This window comes from Flavitalea sp. (assembly GCF_035489435.1).
Taxonomy (GTDB): Bacteria; Bacteroidota; Bacteroidia; order Chitinophagales; family Chitinophagaceae; genus DATHKG01.
Genome location: NZ_DATHKG010000064.1, coordinates 133,150 through 151,556, shown reverse-complemented (window position 1 = coordinate 151,556; position 18,407 = coordinate 133,150). Strand labels below are relative to the sequence as shown.

15 protein-coding genes are annotated in these 18,407 nt (G+C 40.6%); 10 read left to right on the top strand and 5 right to left on the bottom strand.

Going from position 1 to position 18,407, the window contains the following annotated elements; genetic code table 11:
- The coding region (locus tag VK664_RS10145; protein ID WP_461398538.1) for an ABC transporter permease at positions 1-2,016 on the bottom strand (2,016 nt) is incomplete at its 3' end.
- A 377-nt stretch (positions 2,017-2,393) separates the two neighbouring features.
- On the opposite strand from VK664_RS10145, the gene VK664_RS10140 reads away from it, so the two are divergent.
- The 5 genes from VK664_RS10140 (at position 2,394) to VK664_RS10120 (ending at position 8,259) form a co-directional block, all read left to right on the top strand.
- Positions 2,394-3,401, top strand: coding sequence for an NAD(P)/FAD-dependent oxidoreductase (locus tag VK664_RS10140; RefSeq protein ID WP_461398537.1), 1,008 nt, complete (start codon positions 2,394-2,396; stop codon positions 3,399-3,401).
- Positions 3,402-3,409: 8 nt separating this feature from the next.
- Positions 3,410-4,534, top strand: coding sequence for a hypothetical protein (locus VK664_RS10135; protein WP_461398536.1), 1,125 nt, complete (start codon positions 3,410-3,412; stop codon positions 4,532-4,534).
- A 14-nt stretch (positions 4,535-4,548) separates the two neighbouring features.
- Entirely contained in the window at positions 4,549-5,241 is a 693-nt protein-coding gene (gene gntA / locus VK664_RS10130; protein WP_461398535.1) for a guanitoxin biosynthesis heme-dependent pre-guanitoxin N-hydroxylase GntA, read from the top strand.
- Positions 5,234-5,821: a DUF1989 domain-containing protein gene (locus tag VK664_RS10125; RefSeq protein ID WP_461398534.1), complete on the top strand. Its 588-nt coding sequence runs from the start codon at positions 5,234-5,236 to the stop codon at positions 5,819-5,821. Before gntA ends, VK664_RS10125 begins: the two co-directional genes overlap by 8 nt.
- 1,259 nt (positions 5,822-7,080) lie before the next feature.
- Positions 7,081-8,259, top strand: a complete 1,179-nt coding sequence (locus VK664_RS10120) for a glycoside hydrolase family 130 protein (RefSeq protein WP_461398533.1) — start codon at positions 7,081-7,083, stop codon at positions 8,257-8,259.
- Between the two features lie 57 nt (positions 8,260-8,316).
- Here VK664_RS10120 and VK664_RS10115 read toward each other — a convergent pair whose 3' ends face one another.
- A complete protein-coding gene (locus VK664_RS10115) occupies positions 8,317-9,726 on the bottom strand; it encodes an NAD(P)/FAD-dependent oxidoreductase (protein ID WP_461398532.1) in 1,410 nt (469 codons plus the stop codon).
- 443 nt (positions 9,727-10,169) lie between these two features.
- Between VK664_RS10115 and VK664_RS10110 the strand changes: the two genes are divergently transcribed.
- The 5 genes from VK664_RS10110 to VK664_RS10090 all read left to right on the top strand — a co-directional run bounded on the left by VK664_RS10110 (position 10,170) and on the right by VK664_RS10090 (position 15,435).
- Positions 10,170-10,412 (top strand): hypothetical protein, encoded by a 243-nt coding sequence (locus tag VK664_RS10110; protein ID WP_461398531.1) that lies wholly within the window; start codon positions 10,170-10,172, stop codon positions 10,410-10,412.
- 213 nt (positions 10,413-10,625) lie between these two features.
- A complete protein-coding gene (locus tag VK664_RS10105) occupies positions 10,626-11,015 on the top strand; it encodes a response regulator (RefSeq protein WP_461398530.1) in 390 nt (129 codons plus the stop codon).
- Positions 11,016-11,295: 280 nt separating this feature from the next.
- Complete coding sequence (locus tag VK664_RS10100) at positions 11,296-12,036, top strand: DUF4397 domain-containing protein (RefSeq protein ID WP_461398529.1); 741 nt, start codon at positions 11,296-11,298, stop codon at positions 12,034-12,036.
- A gap of 143 nt (positions 12,037-12,179) precedes the next feature.
- On the top strand, positions 12,180-14,555 hold the full coding sequence (locus tag VK664_RS10095; protein ID WP_461398528.1) for a TonB-dependent receptor: 2,376 nt from the start codon (positions 12,180-12,182) through the stop codon (positions 14,553-14,555).
- A 10-nt stretch (positions 14,556-14,565) separates the two neighbouring features.
- Positions 14,566-15,435 carry a DUF4249 domain-containing protein gene (locus VK664_RS10090; protein WP_461398527.1) on the top strand — a complete coding sequence of 290 codons (870 nt, stop codon included), beginning with the start codon at positions 14,566-14,568 and terminating at the stop codon, positions 15,433-15,435.
- Positions 15,436-15,514: 79 nt separating this feature from the next.
- Here the strand turns inward: VK664_RS10090 and VK664_RS10085 are convergent, their stop codons facing one another.
- The 3 genes from VK664_RS10085 to VK664_RS10075 form a co-directional block, all read right to left on the bottom strand.
- Positions 15,515-17,302, bottom strand: coding sequence for a DNA recombination protein RmuC (locus tag VK664_RS10085; protein ID WP_461398526.1), 1,788 nt, complete (start codon positions 17,300-17,302; stop codon positions 15,515-15,517).
- Between the two features lie 105 nt (positions 17,303-17,407).
- Positions 17,408-17,566 (bottom strand): hypothetical protein, encoded by a 159-nt coding sequence (locus VK664_RS10080; protein ID WP_461398525.1) that lies wholly within the window; start codon positions 17,564-17,566, stop codon positions 17,408-17,410.
- A 71-nt stretch (positions 17,567-17,637) separates the two neighbouring features.
- The gene (locus VK664_RS10075; protein ID WP_461398524.1) at positions 17,638-18,399 is read right to left on the bottom strand and encodes a 4'-phosphopantetheinyl transferase family protein; all 762 of its coding nucleotides are present in this window, start codon (positions 18,397-18,399) and stop codon (positions 17,638-17,640) included.
- Between the last annotated feature and the right edge of the window lie 8 nt (positions 18,400-18,407).

The window sequence follows — 18,407 nt, the reverse complement described above, 5'->3', positions numbered from 1 at the left end:
AAACAGCTTTGCGAATCTTTCTTCACTCCGGTATTGTTTATCAAAAAATTCGTCCAGGAAAAAATAACTGAAAGGCCGGTTTGGAATCAGTGTTTTCCATTTGCCTTCAATCGCAGCAATAGTTGCAGGCAGATTAGATGTCGGCACTTTTACGGAAAGCAGGTTAGCCCCATTAGGTTCAATCCTCATGGTTATAGGTTTTATTTCCTGTTGTAGGGACCTGAAATTGAAGTTTTTTACAACCCCGATTATCTGGCCTTCCCGTCCCCATTGTTTAAAACGTCTGCCCACTGCTTCCTGTGGAGTTTTATAGCCAAACAATTTTACAGCTGCTTCGTTGATGACCATTGCTTTGGTGGTGTCTGTACCATACTCCTTTGAAAACGAACGGCCGGCAATCATCTTCATTTTATAGTTCGGTATATAATCATAATCTACAAAATATAAATCCAGGTTTGCTATTTGCAGATCCCCTTTACTGTTTTCGATTTCTGAATATGCACCAGGATTACCACCACCCGGTACACTGGATGACATTGCAGTGGAAACAACTCCCGGTAAATCTCGGACAGCCAGGTTTAATGCAAATTTTGCGTCTTCACCCTTAGTATCGATAACCATGACTTGTTCCTTAATAAATCCAAGATCCTGCTTACGCATATGATCCATCTGGTTGTAGACAATAATGGTCGCAATGATCAGCGCTATTGAGATTGTAAATTGTGCAACTACCAGGCCTTTTCTCAGGATGATACCACGAGTGCTGGTTGAAAATTTTCCTTTCAGCACAGTAATTGGTTTAAAAGAAGAGAGTACCCAGGCAGGGTAGATTCCTGCGAGCAGACCTATGGTCACAGATGAAACAAAAAGTGTCAGAATATTACCAGGATTATTGAATATCCCTGTGCTGATTTGTTTGCCTGCCAGCGTATTAAAACCTGGTAATAATAAGCTTGCCAGTAAAACAGAAACAAAAAATGCTATGATGCACAGCAATACAGACTCTGCAATGAATTGCCTGGCAAGTTGAAATTTTAATGCTCCTACAACTTTCCTGATACCCACTTCTTTTGCCCGCTCAACTGACCTTGCAGTGGTAAGATTAATAAAATTTATACAGGCGATCACCAATATAAAAATGGCAATCACAGAAAATACATACACGTTTGAAATGTTTCCTCCTTTTTGACCGAGGCGGGTTGAATACAGGTACACTTCGCGCAGGGGTTCCAGCAATAAGGTCGGATACATCTGGATTTCCTTCATTTCGGATCCATTATGCTTTTCAAGGAAAGCGGGAAACTTTTTAATCAGGGAAGCCGCATCTGTATTTGGCTTCAGCAATATATAAGTTGAAGATCCATAGTTTCCCCACTGGTCATCAAGACCTGGATTAAATTTTTGGGTAAGTGTGTTCATCGAAACAATCACATCCTCATTAATCAGGGAGTTTTCCGGCATATCTTTCATTATACCTGTTACAGTCACCGGTTGCGCTCGTCCCGTAATCAGCAAGGTTTTACCCATAGCGTCCGCAGTTCCGAAATATTTTTTTGCTGCAGCTTCTGTAAATACAATACTGAATGGCTCCTGCAGCGCTTTCTCCCGGCTTCCCTTGATTAGTTCAAAGTCAAAAACTTTAAAAAAAGCTGAATCTGCGTAAATGGCATCGGGTTCTTCAAATTTTATATCATCTTTCCTGATCAGCATATTGTCAGCACCAGAAACCCTTACAGCTTGTTCAATTTCAGGAAAGTCAGCTTTAAGGTGAGGAGCCACAGCCCAGGAAGGTCCGCCTGCATTGATGGTTTCTGATGGAGTCTTGATATCACTGACCATCCTGTATATGCTTGAACTTTTCGAATGAAGGGAATCATAACTCAACTCGAACTTTACATACAAAAAAATGAGGAAACATGCGGTCATCCCCACGGTAAGACCGAGGACGTTGATGGTCGCGAAGACACGGTGACGCCAAAGATTTCTGAATGCAATCTTGAAATAATTCTTAATCATATGCTTGTGATGGAGTTTAGTTGATTACTGTTTGGATATAGAACCAATATCTGAATCATGATTTAAGCCAGTTTGATATTGCTCTGAAAATCAGTTTAATACGAGATATATCTACTCGTAAAATGTCCGAAACCGGACACCGTATGTTCGAAAAAAAGTTTATAGCAGCTGGTCTGAATTTTTAATCCCGGCATTATTTAAAAGGGCGTCAATTCTAAAACATATATTTATTATTTGCAACATAGTTGCATTTGTTAATTGCTTCGTATTATATTTGCAGTAGGTGTTGTGGCTTGGGTATATTCCATTATTAGGAATATATTCTAATAATAGGGGCAGACCGAAAATTTTAGGAGCAAATTCAAAAGATTAGGGAAATGGCATTAAGCGATGTGATAATAATTGGTGGAAGTTATGCAGGACTATCCGCGGCAATGGCACTGGGAAGATCGATGCGTGAGGTTTTGATTGTTGATGGAGGCAACCCCTGCAATAAACCGGTACCAAGGTCACATAACCTGTTAGGACAGGATGGTCGAAGTCCTTCAGTAATAACTTCTATTGCCAGGCAGGAAGTTTTGCAATATCCAACTGTGAATTTTTTAAAAGATATAGTTGAAACAGCAAAAGCGGTGGATGATTATTTTGAACTAACCACCATCACAGGGCAGGTGCTGCAGGCAAAAAAAATATTGTTGACGACGGGTCTTAAAGATGAGATGCCGGAGATCAATGGATTTGAAGCATGCTGGGGAATTTCGGTACTTCATTGTCCATATTGCCATGGATACGAATTCAGGGGCATTAACACGGTAATAATTGCATCCGGGACGACTGCATTTGAATTTGCGGAACTCATTAGTCACTGGACCGACAAGTTATCCCTGGTAACTAACGGTGAGGCAGAGCTGGAAAAGGATCAGTACCAGTTGCTGGCAGAAAAAAACATAAAAATTATTGAAACGAAAATAAACCGGCTCCATCACACAAATGGATATCTTCAGTGTATATACTTTGAAGATGGCACGAGCATGGATGCTAATGTGGCCTACGCAAGACCATTTATGAAACAGCATAGTACACTGCCTGAAGAATTAGGATGTGAATTTCACAACATACATATTAAAGTAGATCAATATCAGCAAACTTCTGTGCGGGGTGTGTTTGCGGCCGGTGATAATTGCTCTCCGCTTCGTTCGCTGGCAAATGCAATTGCTGCGGGAGGGGTAGCCGGGGCATTTATCAATAAGGAGTTGATACAGAGCGAATTTTTCCGGAGCATGGCAGTACCTGGTCCTGGAAATCATTCAGCCAATGACATTGAAGAAGAAAATAAAAATATACACAATGATGTACATTACGTCGGGAAAAATCAACATACATAAAAATCTCTGTGGATTCAATTAAAGATAATCTGGAACAACCTGGTTCCGGGAAAGCAAATGGATTGATAAAATGGCTCAGTGCATTCTTTTATAAACTTACGCATTGGGAAACCTGGCATTATCATCTGAAATACATTCCGCTATACCCGGCGTGGATTTGGTATTGTCTAAGAGCCAGGTCATTGTGGTTTTTCACCCCTTCAAATCCTACTCTGACCTTTGGCGGATTCGAGGGTGAAAGTAAGCATGAGATGTATGATCAGTTACCTCCCGGAACCTACCCTTTAAGTTTGTTAATTTCAAAGGAGGAATCGTTTGACCTGGTATTAAGAAAATTGAAAAAAGCGGGGCTAACATTCCCGCTGGCTGTTAAGCCTGATGTGGGTATGATGGGATTCCTTTTTCGACGAATTGAATCGTCTGAGTCGTTAAACTCTTATCATACTAAAATGCCGGTTGATTATATTATCCAAACACTGATTCCTTATCCCATTGAGGTAAGCGTGTTTTATTACCGGCTGCCTGGCCATTTAAAAGGAACTATTACCGGCTTTATCCGGAAAGAATATCTCCAGGTAACCGGAGATGGCAAATCAACCCTGGAAGAACTGATCAGGAATTACCCCAGGGTCAGGTTCAAACAGGAGGAAATGCGGGTGAAACATATAAATAAGTTGAACGATGTGATACCGAAAGGAGAAATCTATTATCTGTCTCTGGCGCTGAACCTGAGCCGTGGTGGAAAACTGGTGAGCCTGGAGAGTGAAAAAGATGAAAAATTACTGGCGCTGTTTGATAGCTTTAGTCATTATGCAGGTCACTTTTATTATGGCAGGTACGATATAAAATGTTCGTCAATCGAGGATCTGAAAGAAGGCAAAAATTTTTCGATACTTGAGTACAATGGAAGCGGTGCCGAACCACATCATGTTTATGGTAATGGTAACAATATATTCCAGGCTTACCGGATACTTTTACATCACTGGAAGGTACTGTACCGGATCTCGAGTTATAATAACAAAAACGGTTATCCATATTGGTCGTTCCGGAAAGGTTATTCCTTTTTAAGAGAGGCAAAAAAGCATTTTAAATTATTAAAGCAACTTGATATTGAGATGCCAGTGTTTCACTAACTATTCATCATAGTATGCAACATGCAAAACAATCAGCGGGTACTTTATTAAGCCCTGGTGGCCCGGGGCAGGCCTTTATTGATCATATAAACAATTCGTTATTTCCATGCATTGCTGCCCGTTCAGCGGTAAAAGCCGGCAAGATTGCGATTTATGAATCACCACATTTAGCATGTCCCATCGATGACCAGTCGATTTTGCAATTCTTATATGATTTTGTTGATAGCTATCGCGAAAATGACGATCATTTTACATCAGCGGCCGTCCTGTTTCATGGTCCTTGCAAAATATCGGAAGATGAATTTGAGTCGTTATTATGGAGAAAACTCCAGGCGCTTCACGACCTCGATTGTCAGAACTATCAATATGATAAACGAGTTGAAAGCAATCCTGACTCCAAAAATTTTAGTTTCAGTCTGAAGGAAGAAGCGTTTTTTATCATAGGATTGCATCCGGGAAGTTCGCGTCATGCAAGGAACTTTAAATATCCTGCAATCGTATTTAATCCACATCAGCAGTTTGAAAAATTACGCGCAGACAACAGGTTTGAAAAAATGAAAATGGTGATACGAAAACGTGATGTGGATATAACCGGTAGCATCAATCCTATGTTAAGCGATTTTGGTGAACGCTCCGAAACTTTTCAATATAGCGGCAAAGTTTATGACGCTGGCTGGACCTGCCCTTTAAAAATTAATCATGAGTGAATTTCAGACTATTCCCCCAAGATCGGGTGTGGCCTTCATTCTGAAAAAAAATCAGCTGCTTAAGATAACGGACATTGAAGGTGAACAGGTAGCAGACCTGGTTTGTTTTAATTTGCAAGATCAGAAAGAGTATTTGTCTTCAGGCAGAACCATCGATTATGCAGAGAAAATATTTTTATCAACAGGCGATCCTTTCTATTCTAACCGGAGCAACCTGATGTTTAAAATTGTTGAAGATAATGTTGGAAGGCACGACTTTCTTTTGACACCTTGCAGTGCGGAGATGTTCAGGAAAATTTATGGGCATGATAAACCACATCGTGGATGTTTTGGTAACCTTTGTAATGCTCTTGAACCTTATGGGATCCTTCCCGATGAGATACCTGTCACCTTTAATGTTTTCATGAATGTTTCTGTAAATGGGGAGACAGGAAAAATTGCTGTTTTACCTCCGCGAAGTAAAGCCGGTGATTCAATTACCATATTGGCAGAAATGGATTTGATTGTAGGACTAACAGCTTGTTCCGCCGGAATGTCAAATAATTTTACATTTAAACCTATCGGCTACCAAATAAACTAAAGGGAAGAATTAAAAACAGAATCCCGCGGTATTAGCCGCGGGATTCATTATTCCTGGAGTATGATTGTGTTCAAATTCGTTCAGGAATACAGGATTTCTTTGTTTTCAAATGTTTGGATTTACGGTAGGGCTCTCCCTCTTCAGACCGTTGATTCATGCTGGGTTTGTTCAGGATTTTGGATTTGGATTTGGTCGGTTTTCCCAGAATAAGGATTGGTTTGGTTTTCTTTAGGATCAGGATTTGTCGTCTACGAGAATCGTTGGTTTTCTTCGGATCTGGATTGGTTTGGTGTTCTTTAGGATTAGGATTTGATGATTTGGCTTTTCTACCGGATCTGGATTGGTTTGGGCTTCTTTAGGATTAGGATTTGTTGGTTTGGTTTTTCTACCGGATTTGGATTGGTTTGGGCTTCTTTAGGATTAGGATTTGTTGGTTTGATTTTTCTGATGGATTTGGATTCGGATGGTTTTCTTAGGGTTAGGATCAGGTTGCAACTGATTTGATATCTCGTATTGACCACACAAAGATGTAGTCAAAAATTCGTTTAAAAATCAACACCAGTCATACAAAATTCAATTATGAACAATGATCTTAGGTTCCTTAACTAGTTATACTTATTTATAGTTTTACTACGATCACAAAACCTGGTAAAATTACGATGCCATTGCGCTGTGAATTACGCGTTTTGATCAGGAAAGGAGGCCTTTGCTCAATCAGTACCGGAAGCCTTTGCTCAATCAGTACCGGAGGCACAGGCTTTTATAAACGCAACCGACCATAACGATAAAACCAGGAGTCGTCATAAAGGCGGCTTTTGTTAAACACAAAAGCCCCGTCTTTCGACGGGGCTTTTATTGTATCCCTGGAATTATTCAGTAATCTGATAAGAAGGGATAGCGGATCAATTAGTCTTCAAGGTACGGATTTACGGGCCTTCATAGTTTGGATTGGGTTGGTATATCAGGGGTATTGGATTAGGATTATTCTGTTTGACAAATCAAAGATGCATTCAAATTTCCATTCGTAATAATCTTTGAATGTTTCTCTTTCGCAAATGAAGATATGGCCTATAAGTAATAAATGAATTTACTTATTGATGGGGCATTCCCATGAACCTTATTAGTAATTATACCACACTATAGTCAACACAATCATGCTTTTAATCCAATGGCTCTTCAAAGATTTTCACTTAAATTGAATGCTTTAATGAACGTCGGCCTTTTCCGTTCCTGATTGATATCATCTTTAATTGCTTCATATGATTGCCATAATATCGTTTCCTCAATTCAGCAGGTTTTATAAAAGTGTTTCAAAATACTTAGGTGTTTTTGTCTTACTGTTGCTTCCTTTTGTAAATGCTGCCCAGGGTACCGGAGTACTTCCGGATTGGGCTTTTGGTCCCTTCATCAGACCTGCAAATGCTAATCCCATCATTTCACCTGATAGTCTTACACGTTTTTTCTGCCCGATGCGTGGTGAGCAGGTTGACTGGGAATCCAATGATACCTTCAATCCTGCAGCTACCATAAAAGGTAAAAAAATACATGTTTTATATCGTGCAGAAGATAAGTCGGGAATAGGTATCGGCTTCAGGACCTCAAGGATCGGGCTGGCAACAAGTAAAGACGGCATAAAAATGAAGCGTCGCAAAACACCTGTTCTTTATCCGGCGGAAGACTCACAAAAAGAAGTGGAATGGCGGGGAGGTTGTGAGGATCCAAGGGTTGCAATGACCGAAGACGGCAGATATGTTATGTTGTATACCCAGTGGAACAACAAGGTTCCCAGGATTGGTGTTGCAATCTCAAAAGACCTTATTAATTGGGAAAAGCACGGTTCAATATTTAAAACAGCTCATGGAGGAAGATTTTATGACATGGCTTCCAAGTCCGCTTCTATCATAACAAAAATGGTTAAGGGAAAAGTTGTAATTGCTACAATCAACGGGAAATACTGGATCTATTGGGGCGAACATTCTGTACATGCAGCCACCTCCACTGACCTGGTGAACTGGGAACCATTACTTGATGAAAGCGGGGAACTGAAAAAGCTGATAACAACCCGCAAAGGATTTTTTGACAGTGATCTTACTGAATGTGGTCCACCGGCGATCATTACTGCCAGTGGGATACTGCTGCTTTATAATGGCAAAAACAGGAGTGATGCCGACAGGGACACAAATTATACTGCTAACTCATATTGCGCCGGACAGGTAATGTTTGATCTGAACGATCCCACTAAAGCAATCGGCAGGCTAGACCAACCATTTTTCGTTCCTGAAGCGCCTTTTGAAAAATCAGGACAGTACCCGGCCGGAACCGTATTTGTTGAGGGCCTGGTTTTTCATCGCAATAAATGGTTCCTCTATTATGGCTGCGCGGATTCAAGGGTAGCGGTAGCTATATTTAATCCTTTAATATCTAAAGCGAAAAATTAAATATCGTCTCATATAAATTGATGTTCAATGTAATGGACGCGCAATGCAACTCGAGTTTCAGCTAATTTTTTCAACTGTTTTCGGAGGAACTATCCCGGGTTGATTAGCCGATTGCGCTATAGCCGGAAGCTTATCCTTGGGTTTTTCACCAAATGGAGATGTACCGTTGTCTTCAACATCCTGTTCAATCTCTTTTTTGCCCTGTAATATGTCTTCCTTTTTTGAGGGCCTGATGATAAGCCGGAGGGTCGGATCATTTGTAATAAATGACCAGAACCAGTTGTATGCCAGTTTAGCCTTGTTCCGATAGCCGGCTATTGGAATGATGTGAATAAAAAGCCAGATAATCCACGCAAAAAAACCATAGAAAAATCCTTTCCGGGGAAGATCAACAACAGCCTTATATTTCGCAATAATGGCCATTGAACCTTTATTATTATAGTGAAACGCTTCAAGTGGTTTTTGCAATCGCATCCGTTCCAGGTTGTGAGCCAGCAACTTGCCTTGTTGAATCGCAACCTGGGCAAGCTGGGGATGACCATTAGGAAAATCCTTATCACTAGTCTGGAAACACTGGTCCCCAATAGCAAACACCGAGTCAGTGCCAAGAACTTTATTGTATTCATCTACAAGTATACGGCGGCCTCTTCCAATGCTCGTTGAAGGAAGGCCAGGGGCTTCGCGGGCAATAACTCCCGTTGCCCAGATCAGGGTGTTAGAGCAGATTTTTTCACCGGTTGATAAAATTACTTCACCATTCACATAGTCTTTAACAGCTGTATTTAGTTTGATATGAACCCCGAGTTTATCAAGTACTTTAAAAGCTTCTTTCTGCGATTTCTTACTCATTGGTCCAAGTAGTGCATCACCCGCATCAATCAGGTAGATAGAGCCTTTGGGTGAATTGAGTTCCGGATAATCTTTTGCCAGAATATTTTTGCTCATCTCGGCAATCATCCCTGCAAGTTCAACACCGGTAGGGCCTCCACCAGCAATCACGATTACCCTCCGCTTTTGCCGCTCGACATCAACATTGGTCCTGATCAGGGTTTCCATATTCAACAAGAGGTGGTTCCTCATGTTAAGCGCATCATCAATTGTTTTCATCGGTAAAGAAAACTTCCGGACATTTTCCATACCGAAATAATTTGTTTCAGTACCCATCGCCAGCACCAGGTAATCATAATTCAGTTTACCATTGTCTGTCTCGATTGTTTTTGATTCATGATCAATGTTGATCAGGGAGCCATAATAAAAACGGAGATTTTCTTTATGCTGAAACATCTTCCGGAATGGATAACTGATATTTGACGACTCAATAAAAGAAGTTGAAACCTGGTATAAAAGAGGAGGGAAAAAATTGTAATTATTCCGGTCAACAAGCGTGACCTGGATTGATTTGTAACGCGCGAGTTTGTTTGCGAGATTCATGCCGGCAAATCCACCCCCGATAATAATGACTTTCATATTTTCTGCTTTAATTTCTATAATCTGTTCCTGACAATAAACAAAGTATTATTCAGATCATATGGAAGCAAAGTCGATCATGCAAAAATACGCCGAATTTCCTCCGGATTCATTCCGCATTTACTTTATTAACCAGGCTTTTGCACTGTCAGCAATAATTCGACCATTGCGCCAAAAATTATCTCTTTAATAGCCTTGCAGAGTCGGGAATGTTCGACATTGCTCCGCTTGTTACAATTGGCTGATCGCTTGCTGTACTTCCCGGATCTTACCTGGTGTTTCTTGCCAGATCGACTTCATAAATGCGTTTTAACGGTCAAAAATTCCACATTTCAGCAAATTCTCCGCAAAATTCTTGTCTTGTTTATTAGATAACTTCAAAAGATAGCTAGTACAATTTTTGTACGCACTATATAAATTTTCAATAATTTAAAACTATAAGTATGAAAAAGATATTTGTAACCGGGGGATTGGCCCTTTTATCATTTGGCGTTTTTGCTGCATTGACGAACACTGGAAACTCTTATATTCATGAAGATTATTCAACTATGAGTGATCAACCCTTCCAGGATAGCACTCAAAAGAAAAAAGGCAAAAAAGACAAAAACAAGAAAGATACAACAGGCAAAAAAGATACAATGTTTGTATCTGTTACTCCAGCAGCAAATCAGTTGGCAGTAAATTAGGTTTAAATGATGGTTGTGCCCGGTGGTTTTTAACTACCGGGCATTTTTATGCCTTGATGCCGGCGCCGGATTTCCAAATGATTTTTTGAAAAAAGTAATTTAGTACATAAAAACATTTAGCGTGCCGTCATAAAATACCGGTTTTATAAAACGGCTGCGGCATTTAAGTAAAGAGCAGATGAGGAATTATACATTTGTTATTGCCCATTATAAATGAAACAAACTTCCCAAATAACCGTAGCATTGGTGGATGATCACAAGATCTTCCGGCAAGGCCTGATTGAGGTGCTGAACCACCTCGGTTATGCGATAACGATAGAAGCCTCCAACGGTATAGAATTATTAAATAAACTGGAAGGCGACGCGTTACCGGATATTTGCATACTGGATATCCATATGCCGGAAATGGATGGATTTGAAACTACACGCCAACTAAGATCGAAATACCCCGAAATAAAAATTCTTGCTTTCAGCACAGACAACACAGATGTTAGTGTTTCCAAAGTAATCTCATGTGGCGCTCATGGTTTTCTTGAAAAAGGTGGAAGCCTCGAAGACATCAGTGCATCGCTTACCTCAATTTTAGAAGTTCATTCCAGATGATTTTTAGTACAGGTGATTTTTAGTATCAGACATCCCATATACAGATACTAACAATGTGATTCCGGAAACCCAAACCGGAACGTGTTTACTGTCAATTCAAACCAACTTCGCAGGTTATTTTAGTAAAATTTAATCCGGTCTTAATATCACTGTTAAGAACAAATCAATGGAAAGTTAATGCTCTGCTAAGCTATTCACACTAAGTAACAATTTATCTACGCAAAAGGTAATTTTGTGATATAATAAATTTTAAACTTCCGTCAACCAATAAGAATAAGTCATGAAAAGTGTAAAGTCAAGATTCAGAAAATTCGGCATTGGACTGATATTTATTGCAGCAAGTGGGGTAATGATTACAGCCTGTAATAAATCGGACAACGATAATATTGATGTTCCGGCAGCAGGGTTAATGGCGTTCAACCTGGCATCTGACCAACCGGCTGTTGGGATCGCGTTATCCGGAAATTCTATAAATCCATCTCCACTTAGTTACACAGCATTCACCGGGCAATATATAAACATCTACCCGGGCAACCGGACGGTTGAAGCCTATGACTTCATTTCAAATGCTGGTTTCACAGAATCAAATTTTAATTTTGAGCCCGACAAGTATTATTCTCTTTTTGTAGTAGGAGCTGATTCTGTGTATAAGAACATTGTGGTCACAGACAATTTTGATAGCCTTTCCTCAACTGATGGAAAGGCTTATATAAGGTATGTAAATGCTATTCCGGATTCCAGCCAGCCGGTTGTGAAAATAAACAGCGGAGCTACCGAAGCTGTAAACGAAGCTGCACCATTCACAAAAGTGTCATCGTTCTTCGCAGTTAATCCCGGCGCAATTAATATAGAGATAAAAAACGGCGGCAATATCAGCGCAACAAGAACAATTGAGGTTGCAGATAAGAAAGCCTATACCATTTTGTTTGCCGGACAACCAGGTGAGCCGAATAACGACAAAGCAATACAAATCAGGTTTATCCAAAACGGCACATTAACCGATAGCACTACAAAAAATTAAGCCCAGCTTGATTTTTAATTGAAATATAAGTCCGGCCACGCCGGACTTTATTGTTTACTTTACATATGTTAAGATTTTCTAAATATTTTTTAAGCGGTAGGGGTGATGAGCTGGTGGGATGTCATCTTTGCAAACAAAAAAATATGATCCGACAGAAATTCGCCAGCCCGGCATTTCTTGTTACCCTTTTAATGTTCTGTTTCAGCGTTCATGCACAACAGGCGAAGTTATTTGTAATAAGTGGCTATGTAAAAGATGAACAGACCGGCGAAGCATTGATTAATGCAACAGTAAGTATCGCAAATGCTGCTGTAAATGTTCAGTCGAATGCGTATGGATTCTATTCAGTATCACTTCCTGGTGGCGACTACGAGTTGGTAGTTAGTTATGCGGGTTATGGAAACTTCACGAAACAAATTAAACTCAGCGCCAATATCTCAATGGATCTCGTACTTGACTCCAGGGCAACTGAAATGCAGGAAGTAGTCGTAACTGGTGAAAAGAAACTGAAAAGAACCAATACAGTAGGTCTGGGTATTCAACAATTGAGTGCAGGGCAGATAAAAAAGATACCTGCATTCATGGGCGAACCCGATGTAATCAAAGCCTTACTTACGCTTCCGGGTATCACATCAGTTGGTGAAGGTGCCGCGGGTTTTAATGTCCGTGGTGGAAACGTGGATGAGAACCTCATTATAATGGATGAGGCGCCGGTTTTCAATTCCTCACATCTTTTAGGATTTTTCTCGGTGTTTAATCCCGACGCTGTGAAAAATGTGACCTTATATAAAGGTGCGTTCCCGGCAGAATACGGGGGCAGAACATCTTCTGTTCTGGATATTCGGATGAAAGACGGAAACAACCAGAAACTTGCTGTAAATGGCGGCATCGGAAATATTTTCAGTCGGCTCGCGGTTGAAGCGCCTATTCAAAAAGACAAGTCTTCATTTATAATTGCAGGCCGGCGCTCTTATATCGATGTGCTTTCAAAACCTTTTTTAAAGAAAGAAGATCGCGACAATACCCTGTATTTTTATGATCTTACTGCAAAGGCCAATTATGAAATCAATGACAAAAACACGGTTTACCTGAGTGGATATCTCGGCAGGGACGTGTTTGGCGTTGGCGATGAAGCAAGTTTCAAATGGGGAAATACCACTGGTACGCTCAGATGGAACCACTTGTTTACCCCAAAGTTATTTCTGAACACGAGTCTTTATTATTCCAAATACGATTATAGCCTGGGATTCAGCTCATCGGAAGAAAACAAAAATGAAAGCTATAGCTGGAAATCAGATATTCAAACCTACGGTCTGAAACCAACTCTCACCTGGTTTATTAATAACAGGCATCAGCTTAAAACAGGCTTCAATCTCGTTTATTATAACTTCTATCCCGGACAAGGCATTAGCACAAGCGATGGTGACAAAAGCGATATCACTCTAAAAAACCGTTACGGATCCGAACTTGGTTTATTTGTTGAAGACACCTGGAAGGTTTCACCAAAATGGAATATACAGGCCGGTGTTCGTTTAAGTCAATATGCCTATTTAGGTGGCACAACGGTTTATCATTTCCGTGACACTACGCCAAACATTAGGAAGCCACTGGATAGGGAAGAAGTGGTAAAAAGCAAAAAGCCGGTAAATAACTGGACTTACCTTGAGCCAAGAGTATCGTTGCGTTACACCGTCCAGAAGAATACTTATGCCAAGGCTGCTTATGGCCGGAGCACACAGTATGTTCACCTTCTTTCAAATACCGCATCTCCAACGCCGGTAGATCTCTACTTTCCAAGCACGAACAATATTCGCCCTTCTGTTACAGATCAATTCTCAGTAGGTATAGTTACGATACCAGAAAGATTACCGGTTGAATTTTCTGCTGAAGTTTTTTATAAGTCAATGCATAATGTTCTTGATTATATTGATAATGCTAATCTCGAATTAAATCAGCTTGTAGAGGCTGACCTTCTTACTGGCAAGGGGAAGGCTTATGGGGTGGAGCTTGAAGTGAAAAAAGAAACCGGAAAGTGGCAGGGATGGATAAACTACACCTGGTCAAAATCATGGAGGCAGACTGATGGCATCAGTAAAAACGAATGGTATCTCAGCCGGTACGACCGCACACATGTAATAAACGTTTCGGTTGTACATACCTTAACTGAGCGCTGGGACATATCCGGTAGCTTCAATTATGGCACTGGTGCCCCGGCAACTTTTCCGGATATCAGATTTGACATCCAGGGACAGCCAATTCCATTTAACAGCACGGGCAAGAGAAATAATTTCCGCCTTCCTGCTTATCATCGGATGGATATTTCTGCTACCTGGAAAGGAAAACAAACAAAAAAACTCAAAACTGAATGGGTGTTTGGCCTATATAATGTGTATGGTCGGCAGAATGCATACTCTATATATTTCCAACAGAACGAAGATAACCCGCAACAAAAAGAAGCGGTACGCTTATCAATCATCGGAACCATTATACCTTCTATTACCTGGAACTTTAAATTTTAAATTTCACCCAATGAAATATCTATTGTCTTCTTTATATATACTTATCTCGCTCCTGCTTTTGAGTTCCTGTGAAAAAGTCATCGAGCTTGATCTTCCGGACGGAGAAAAACTTATATATATGGATGCCTGGATCAGCGACAAACCAGGCTTGCAATCTATTAAATTACTACAGGCTGTAAACTACCAGGACCAGGCTCAGCCCCGCACCATAGATAATGCTGCTATCCGGGTTACTGATATCACCGAGGGAAAATCATACGACTTCGTTTTTAACAATGGTGCTTATATTTTCGATCCGGGCAACAGCCAGGCGATCGGCGTAATTGGACATCAATACAAACTAAATGTCACCTTGAATGGCGAAACTTTTGAAGCAACAGATTATCTGTCAAGGGTAACGACATTTGATTCTCTCACTTTAGAGTTTAAGGAAGGTTCAGGTGATTTTGAGAAACAGGGTTTTTATGCAGAGTTTCATGCCAGGGACCTTCCCGGCGGCACCGATTACTACTGGATCCAGACTTATAGAAACGGAGCACGAAATACTTATCTGAATGATATGGTGAGTATAGATGGGTCATTTTATGAAGGCATTTCAGATGGTTATGAATTTATTCCTCCATTTACTGAGGGGGTGACATCCGGAGAAAAGCCTTATCAGAAAGGAGATGAAGTTAAAGTAGTGATGAGATCACTTAGCAAAAGCTCTTTCAGCTTTTGGGAACAGGCCATAAATCAAATGGCAAGTGGTGGAATGTTTTCTGAGGTTTTACAAAATGTTCCTTCAAATATTATGAATTCCAATCCGCAGGGAAAATCAAAAATCTACGGCTGGTTCGGAACTGTAGCGGAAACTTCTATAAGCAAGAAAGTTGAATAGATGCAAATAATAAAAAAGATCTCATCAAACGGTAAGAATTGTTTTTGTTTGATGAGATCTTTTTTTCAATAATATCCGGTTATTCAATTCCTGTCAGATCATTTTCATCTTTTTGCGGTGGCAAAGAGGTAATTGGTCTTACGGCCAGCTCAATTGGAGTAGCAGCAATCAGCTGTTTCTTAATATATGCCTGGCTCATCTGTTGAATACGACGACCTTGTGGAAGAAAACTGCCTTCCAGGCTGCCCACGGCTTTATTGAAATGGTTTATCGTTCCGTTAAGCCCCTTTCCAATATTTACCATATGTTCCATCAGGATAGCACTTCTTTCATACAGTTCAACAGCGGCGTCACGGATTGACTCAATGTTTTCCATTGTTTTTAGCTGGTTCCAGCTGTATCCTACACTTCGGAGAATGGTGATCAGGGTAGTTGGTGTCGCTACTATAATGCGGTTGTTAAGCGCCTCTTCAATCAGTTCCGGCCATTCCTGCAACGCTGCTCCAAATGAGGACTCTATCTGCATAAACAAAACAACGAAATCAGGGGCTTCCGGAAACTGGTCCCAATAAGCTTTTGCGCTTAACTGTTTAAGATGAATACGTATTGCTGCTGCATGTTGTTGTAATAATCGCTTTTGAGTTTCCGCATCATCAGTTTCAAAGATCTGCAGATAAGCGCTCAATGGCACCTTGCTGTCAACCACAACGCTACGGTTCTCAGGTAGCCTGATGATCATATCAGGTCTTAGCTTACCTGCTTCCCCTTCTGTTGTCACCTGTTCCTGGAAATCACATTGATCCATCATTCCCGCGAATTCCACAAGTCGCCTTAAAGCTATTTCTCCATAACGCCCCCGGGTATGACTTGTTTTTAAAGCAGTAACCAGGTTACGTGTTTCTTTATCGAGAGCCGCGGTGCTAAGTTTCATCTGGTCAAGCAAAGTGCTGATGTTACCATAGGCTCCTTCCCGTTTGCTTTCGAGTGTGTTTATCTTTTCGTCCATCCTGGTCAGAGATTCACCAAGTGGTTTCACAAGTATATCTATTGCCTGCTGGCGTTTGTCAAGATCCGTTTGGGCATGACTGATATGTGTTTTTAGTTCGGTTTTTGCAAGATCAAGAAATGACTGATTGTTTTTGTCAAGCGCTGCAGCTGACAGGGAATCAAATGAGGTTTTAAGGGCAAGTTGTGCTTCGGCAATAAATTGTTTTTGTTCAGCAATCGCTTTTAAAGACTCACTATACTTAGCGGCAAGGCTGTGGTTCTGCCCTACAAGCTCTGTATTAGCAGCCTGTAAAACCTGGATATTTCTCAGGAAATCTGATTTCTCCCGTCCCGCTGTTTCAAGATTTTTTCGCATCTCTTCAGTTCTTGCAGAGAGATCGGCAATCTCTTTGTGAAAAGTCTGCTCCTTCATCCGGTATTCTTCCAGCTGCCCTTTTGTCCGGCTCTTTTCGTTATTGACTGTGATGTTTGCCAGCAGCAACTCATCGTATTTTGTTTTAATTGAAGTATAGACCTCCCTTAACTGGTCCCTGTCATTAAATACATTGGTCTTTGCTGTAATTTCCAGGCTAAGTGACTCCTTTAATGAAACCTCATTAATCAATTGTTGCTCCAGGCGTGATTCAAGCCTTGAAATGGTCTGAAGACCTACCTGGCCCGCTAATCGCTGTTCCTCAAGGGCCCTGGAACTGTTTTCTAACTGCAGTTCAGTTTTAAAGAACTGTTCTTCAACAGAATTTTTGGAAGAAGTCAACAGGTTAATCTTATTCCCGAGCCTGTACTTATTAATAATCAAACCAATGACAAGACCAACAAGAAAAACGATCGCGATAATGATAATGTATAAAGACTGAGACATAATTATCCTTCAAAAAAGTTTGTAGAATCCAAAAGATCCATTGTACAAAAAACCCACAAATATATTGTGGGTATGCTTTTTAAAATAGAATTAATGTAAAAATGATCAGGAGCCTCTTTGAGAACGGCCGGTAATCCTCGTGTTTTTAGCAGCGGCTTTGCTATTGGTATTGCTTTTCCCTTTTGAGCCGGGAAATCCGGGTTTACCGGCATTCTGATTACCTTTCTTTTTGTCTTTGTCTTTGTTTGTATTGAGGATCGACATATGTAATGGATTTTGTTGCGTAAATATACTAAAAATTCCGATTTAGGTGACAATGGCAATGCATCTCTGGTTTAGTCTGCCAATATCCGGTCATTTTTAACAGTACTGAAATAGATAGGTTTATCTGAGCAATATGCGATATTTCCTATATAACCTGGCCCGACCATAAAACTATTGATTCTCCAATTGAATTTCGAACCGATGGCAGAAGCATTAACCTGGTTCGTTCCGTCAAGACAAACCGTGACAGATAAATCATCGCTGATACCTTTGCCAGTAGCCTTGAGCAAAGATTCTTTCCTGCTCCATAATAAATAGAACGTAGTGAGGGGAGAAGCCGAGTTCGCGATGCTGGCCATCTCATTTTCATTGAATGCAAATTTCATCACTTCCGAATAATGAAAACCCGGGTCCATATATTCCACGTCCGTTCCAATGGGTGAATCAGAAATTGCAATCAGTATATACTCTCCTGAATGTGCGACATTGAATTCGATGGAAGCATTTGAAGGTTCCCCAACAAAAGGTTTCTTATTGATACCCTTGTTGAAAACAATTTCTGAAGGCTGAACCAACAACTTCCTGGCAAGCAACATTCTCAGCACGGCCCGACTGATAATAAAACGGTCATGATCATTCAGATGATGATATCGTTTTGCCCGCGAAATCTCATCGGCACTAAGCAGCTTTTTATATTGTTTAAGGTTCGACATGTGATCGTTGATAAAGATCCTGTATATCTGCACAGTTGACAACCCTGGATCTTCTTCATCCTCCCATAGCAAACCGGGTATAAACCGGCAATCAACACAAACCATTTCCATCAATTCCATAAGCTGCC

What these genes read in the sequence shown, in the direction of transcription:
- VK664_RS10140 (WP_461398537.1), top strand. Translation starts at nt 2,394, where the DNA reads ATGGCATTAAGCGATGTGATAATAATTGGTGGAAGTTATGCAGGACTA.
- gntA (WP_461398535.1), top strand. Translation starts at nt 4,549, where the DNA reads ATGCAACATGCAAAACAATCAGCGGGTACTTTATTAAGCCCTGGTGGC.
- VK664_RS10125 (WP_461398534.1), top strand. Translation starts at nt 5,234, where the DNA reads ATGAGTGAATTTCAGACTATTCCCCCAAGATCGGGTGTGGCCTTCATT.
- VK664_RS10120 (WP_461398533.1), top strand. Translation starts at nt 7,081, where the DNA reads ATGATTGCCATAATATCGTTTCCTCAATTCAGCAGGTTTTATAAAAGT.
- VK664_RS10115 (WP_461398532.1), bottom strand. Translation starts at nt 9,726, where the DNA reads ATGAAAGTCATTATTATCGGGGGTGGATTTGCCGGCATGAATCTCGCA.
- VK664_RS10110 (WP_461398531.1), top strand. Translation starts at nt 10,170, where the DNA reads ATGAAAAAGATATTTGTAACCGGGGGATTGGCCCTTTTATCATTTGGC.
- VK664_RS10105 (WP_461398530.1), top strand. Translation starts at nt 10,626, where the DNA reads ATGAAACAAACTTCCCAAATAACCGTAGCATTGGTGGATGATCACAAG.
- VK664_RS10100 (WP_461398529.1), top strand. Translation starts at nt 11,296, where the DNA reads ATGAAAAGTGTAAAGTCAAGATTCAGAAAATTCGGCATTGGACTGATA.
- VK664_RS10095 (WP_461398528.1), top strand. Translation starts at nt 12,180, where the DNA reads ATGATCCGACAGAAATTCGCCAGCCCGGCATTTCTTGTTACCCTTTTA.
- VK664_RS10090 (WP_461398527.1), top strand. Translation starts at nt 14,566, where the DNA reads ATGAAATATCTATTGTCTTCTTTATATATACTTATCTCGCTCCTGCTT.
- VK664_RS10085 (WP_461398526.1), bottom strand. Translation starts at nt 17,302, where the DNA reads ATGTCTCAGTCTTTATACATTATCATTATCGCGATCGTTTTTCTTGTT.
- VK664_RS10080 (WP_461398525.1), bottom strand. Translation starts at nt 17,566, where the DNA reads ATGTCGATCCTCAATACAAACAAAGACAAAGACAAAAAGAAAGGTAAT.
- VK664_RS10075 (WP_461398524.1), bottom strand. Translation starts at nt 18,399, where the DNA reads ATGGAATTGATGGAAATGGTTTGTGTTGATTGCCGGTTTATACCCGGT.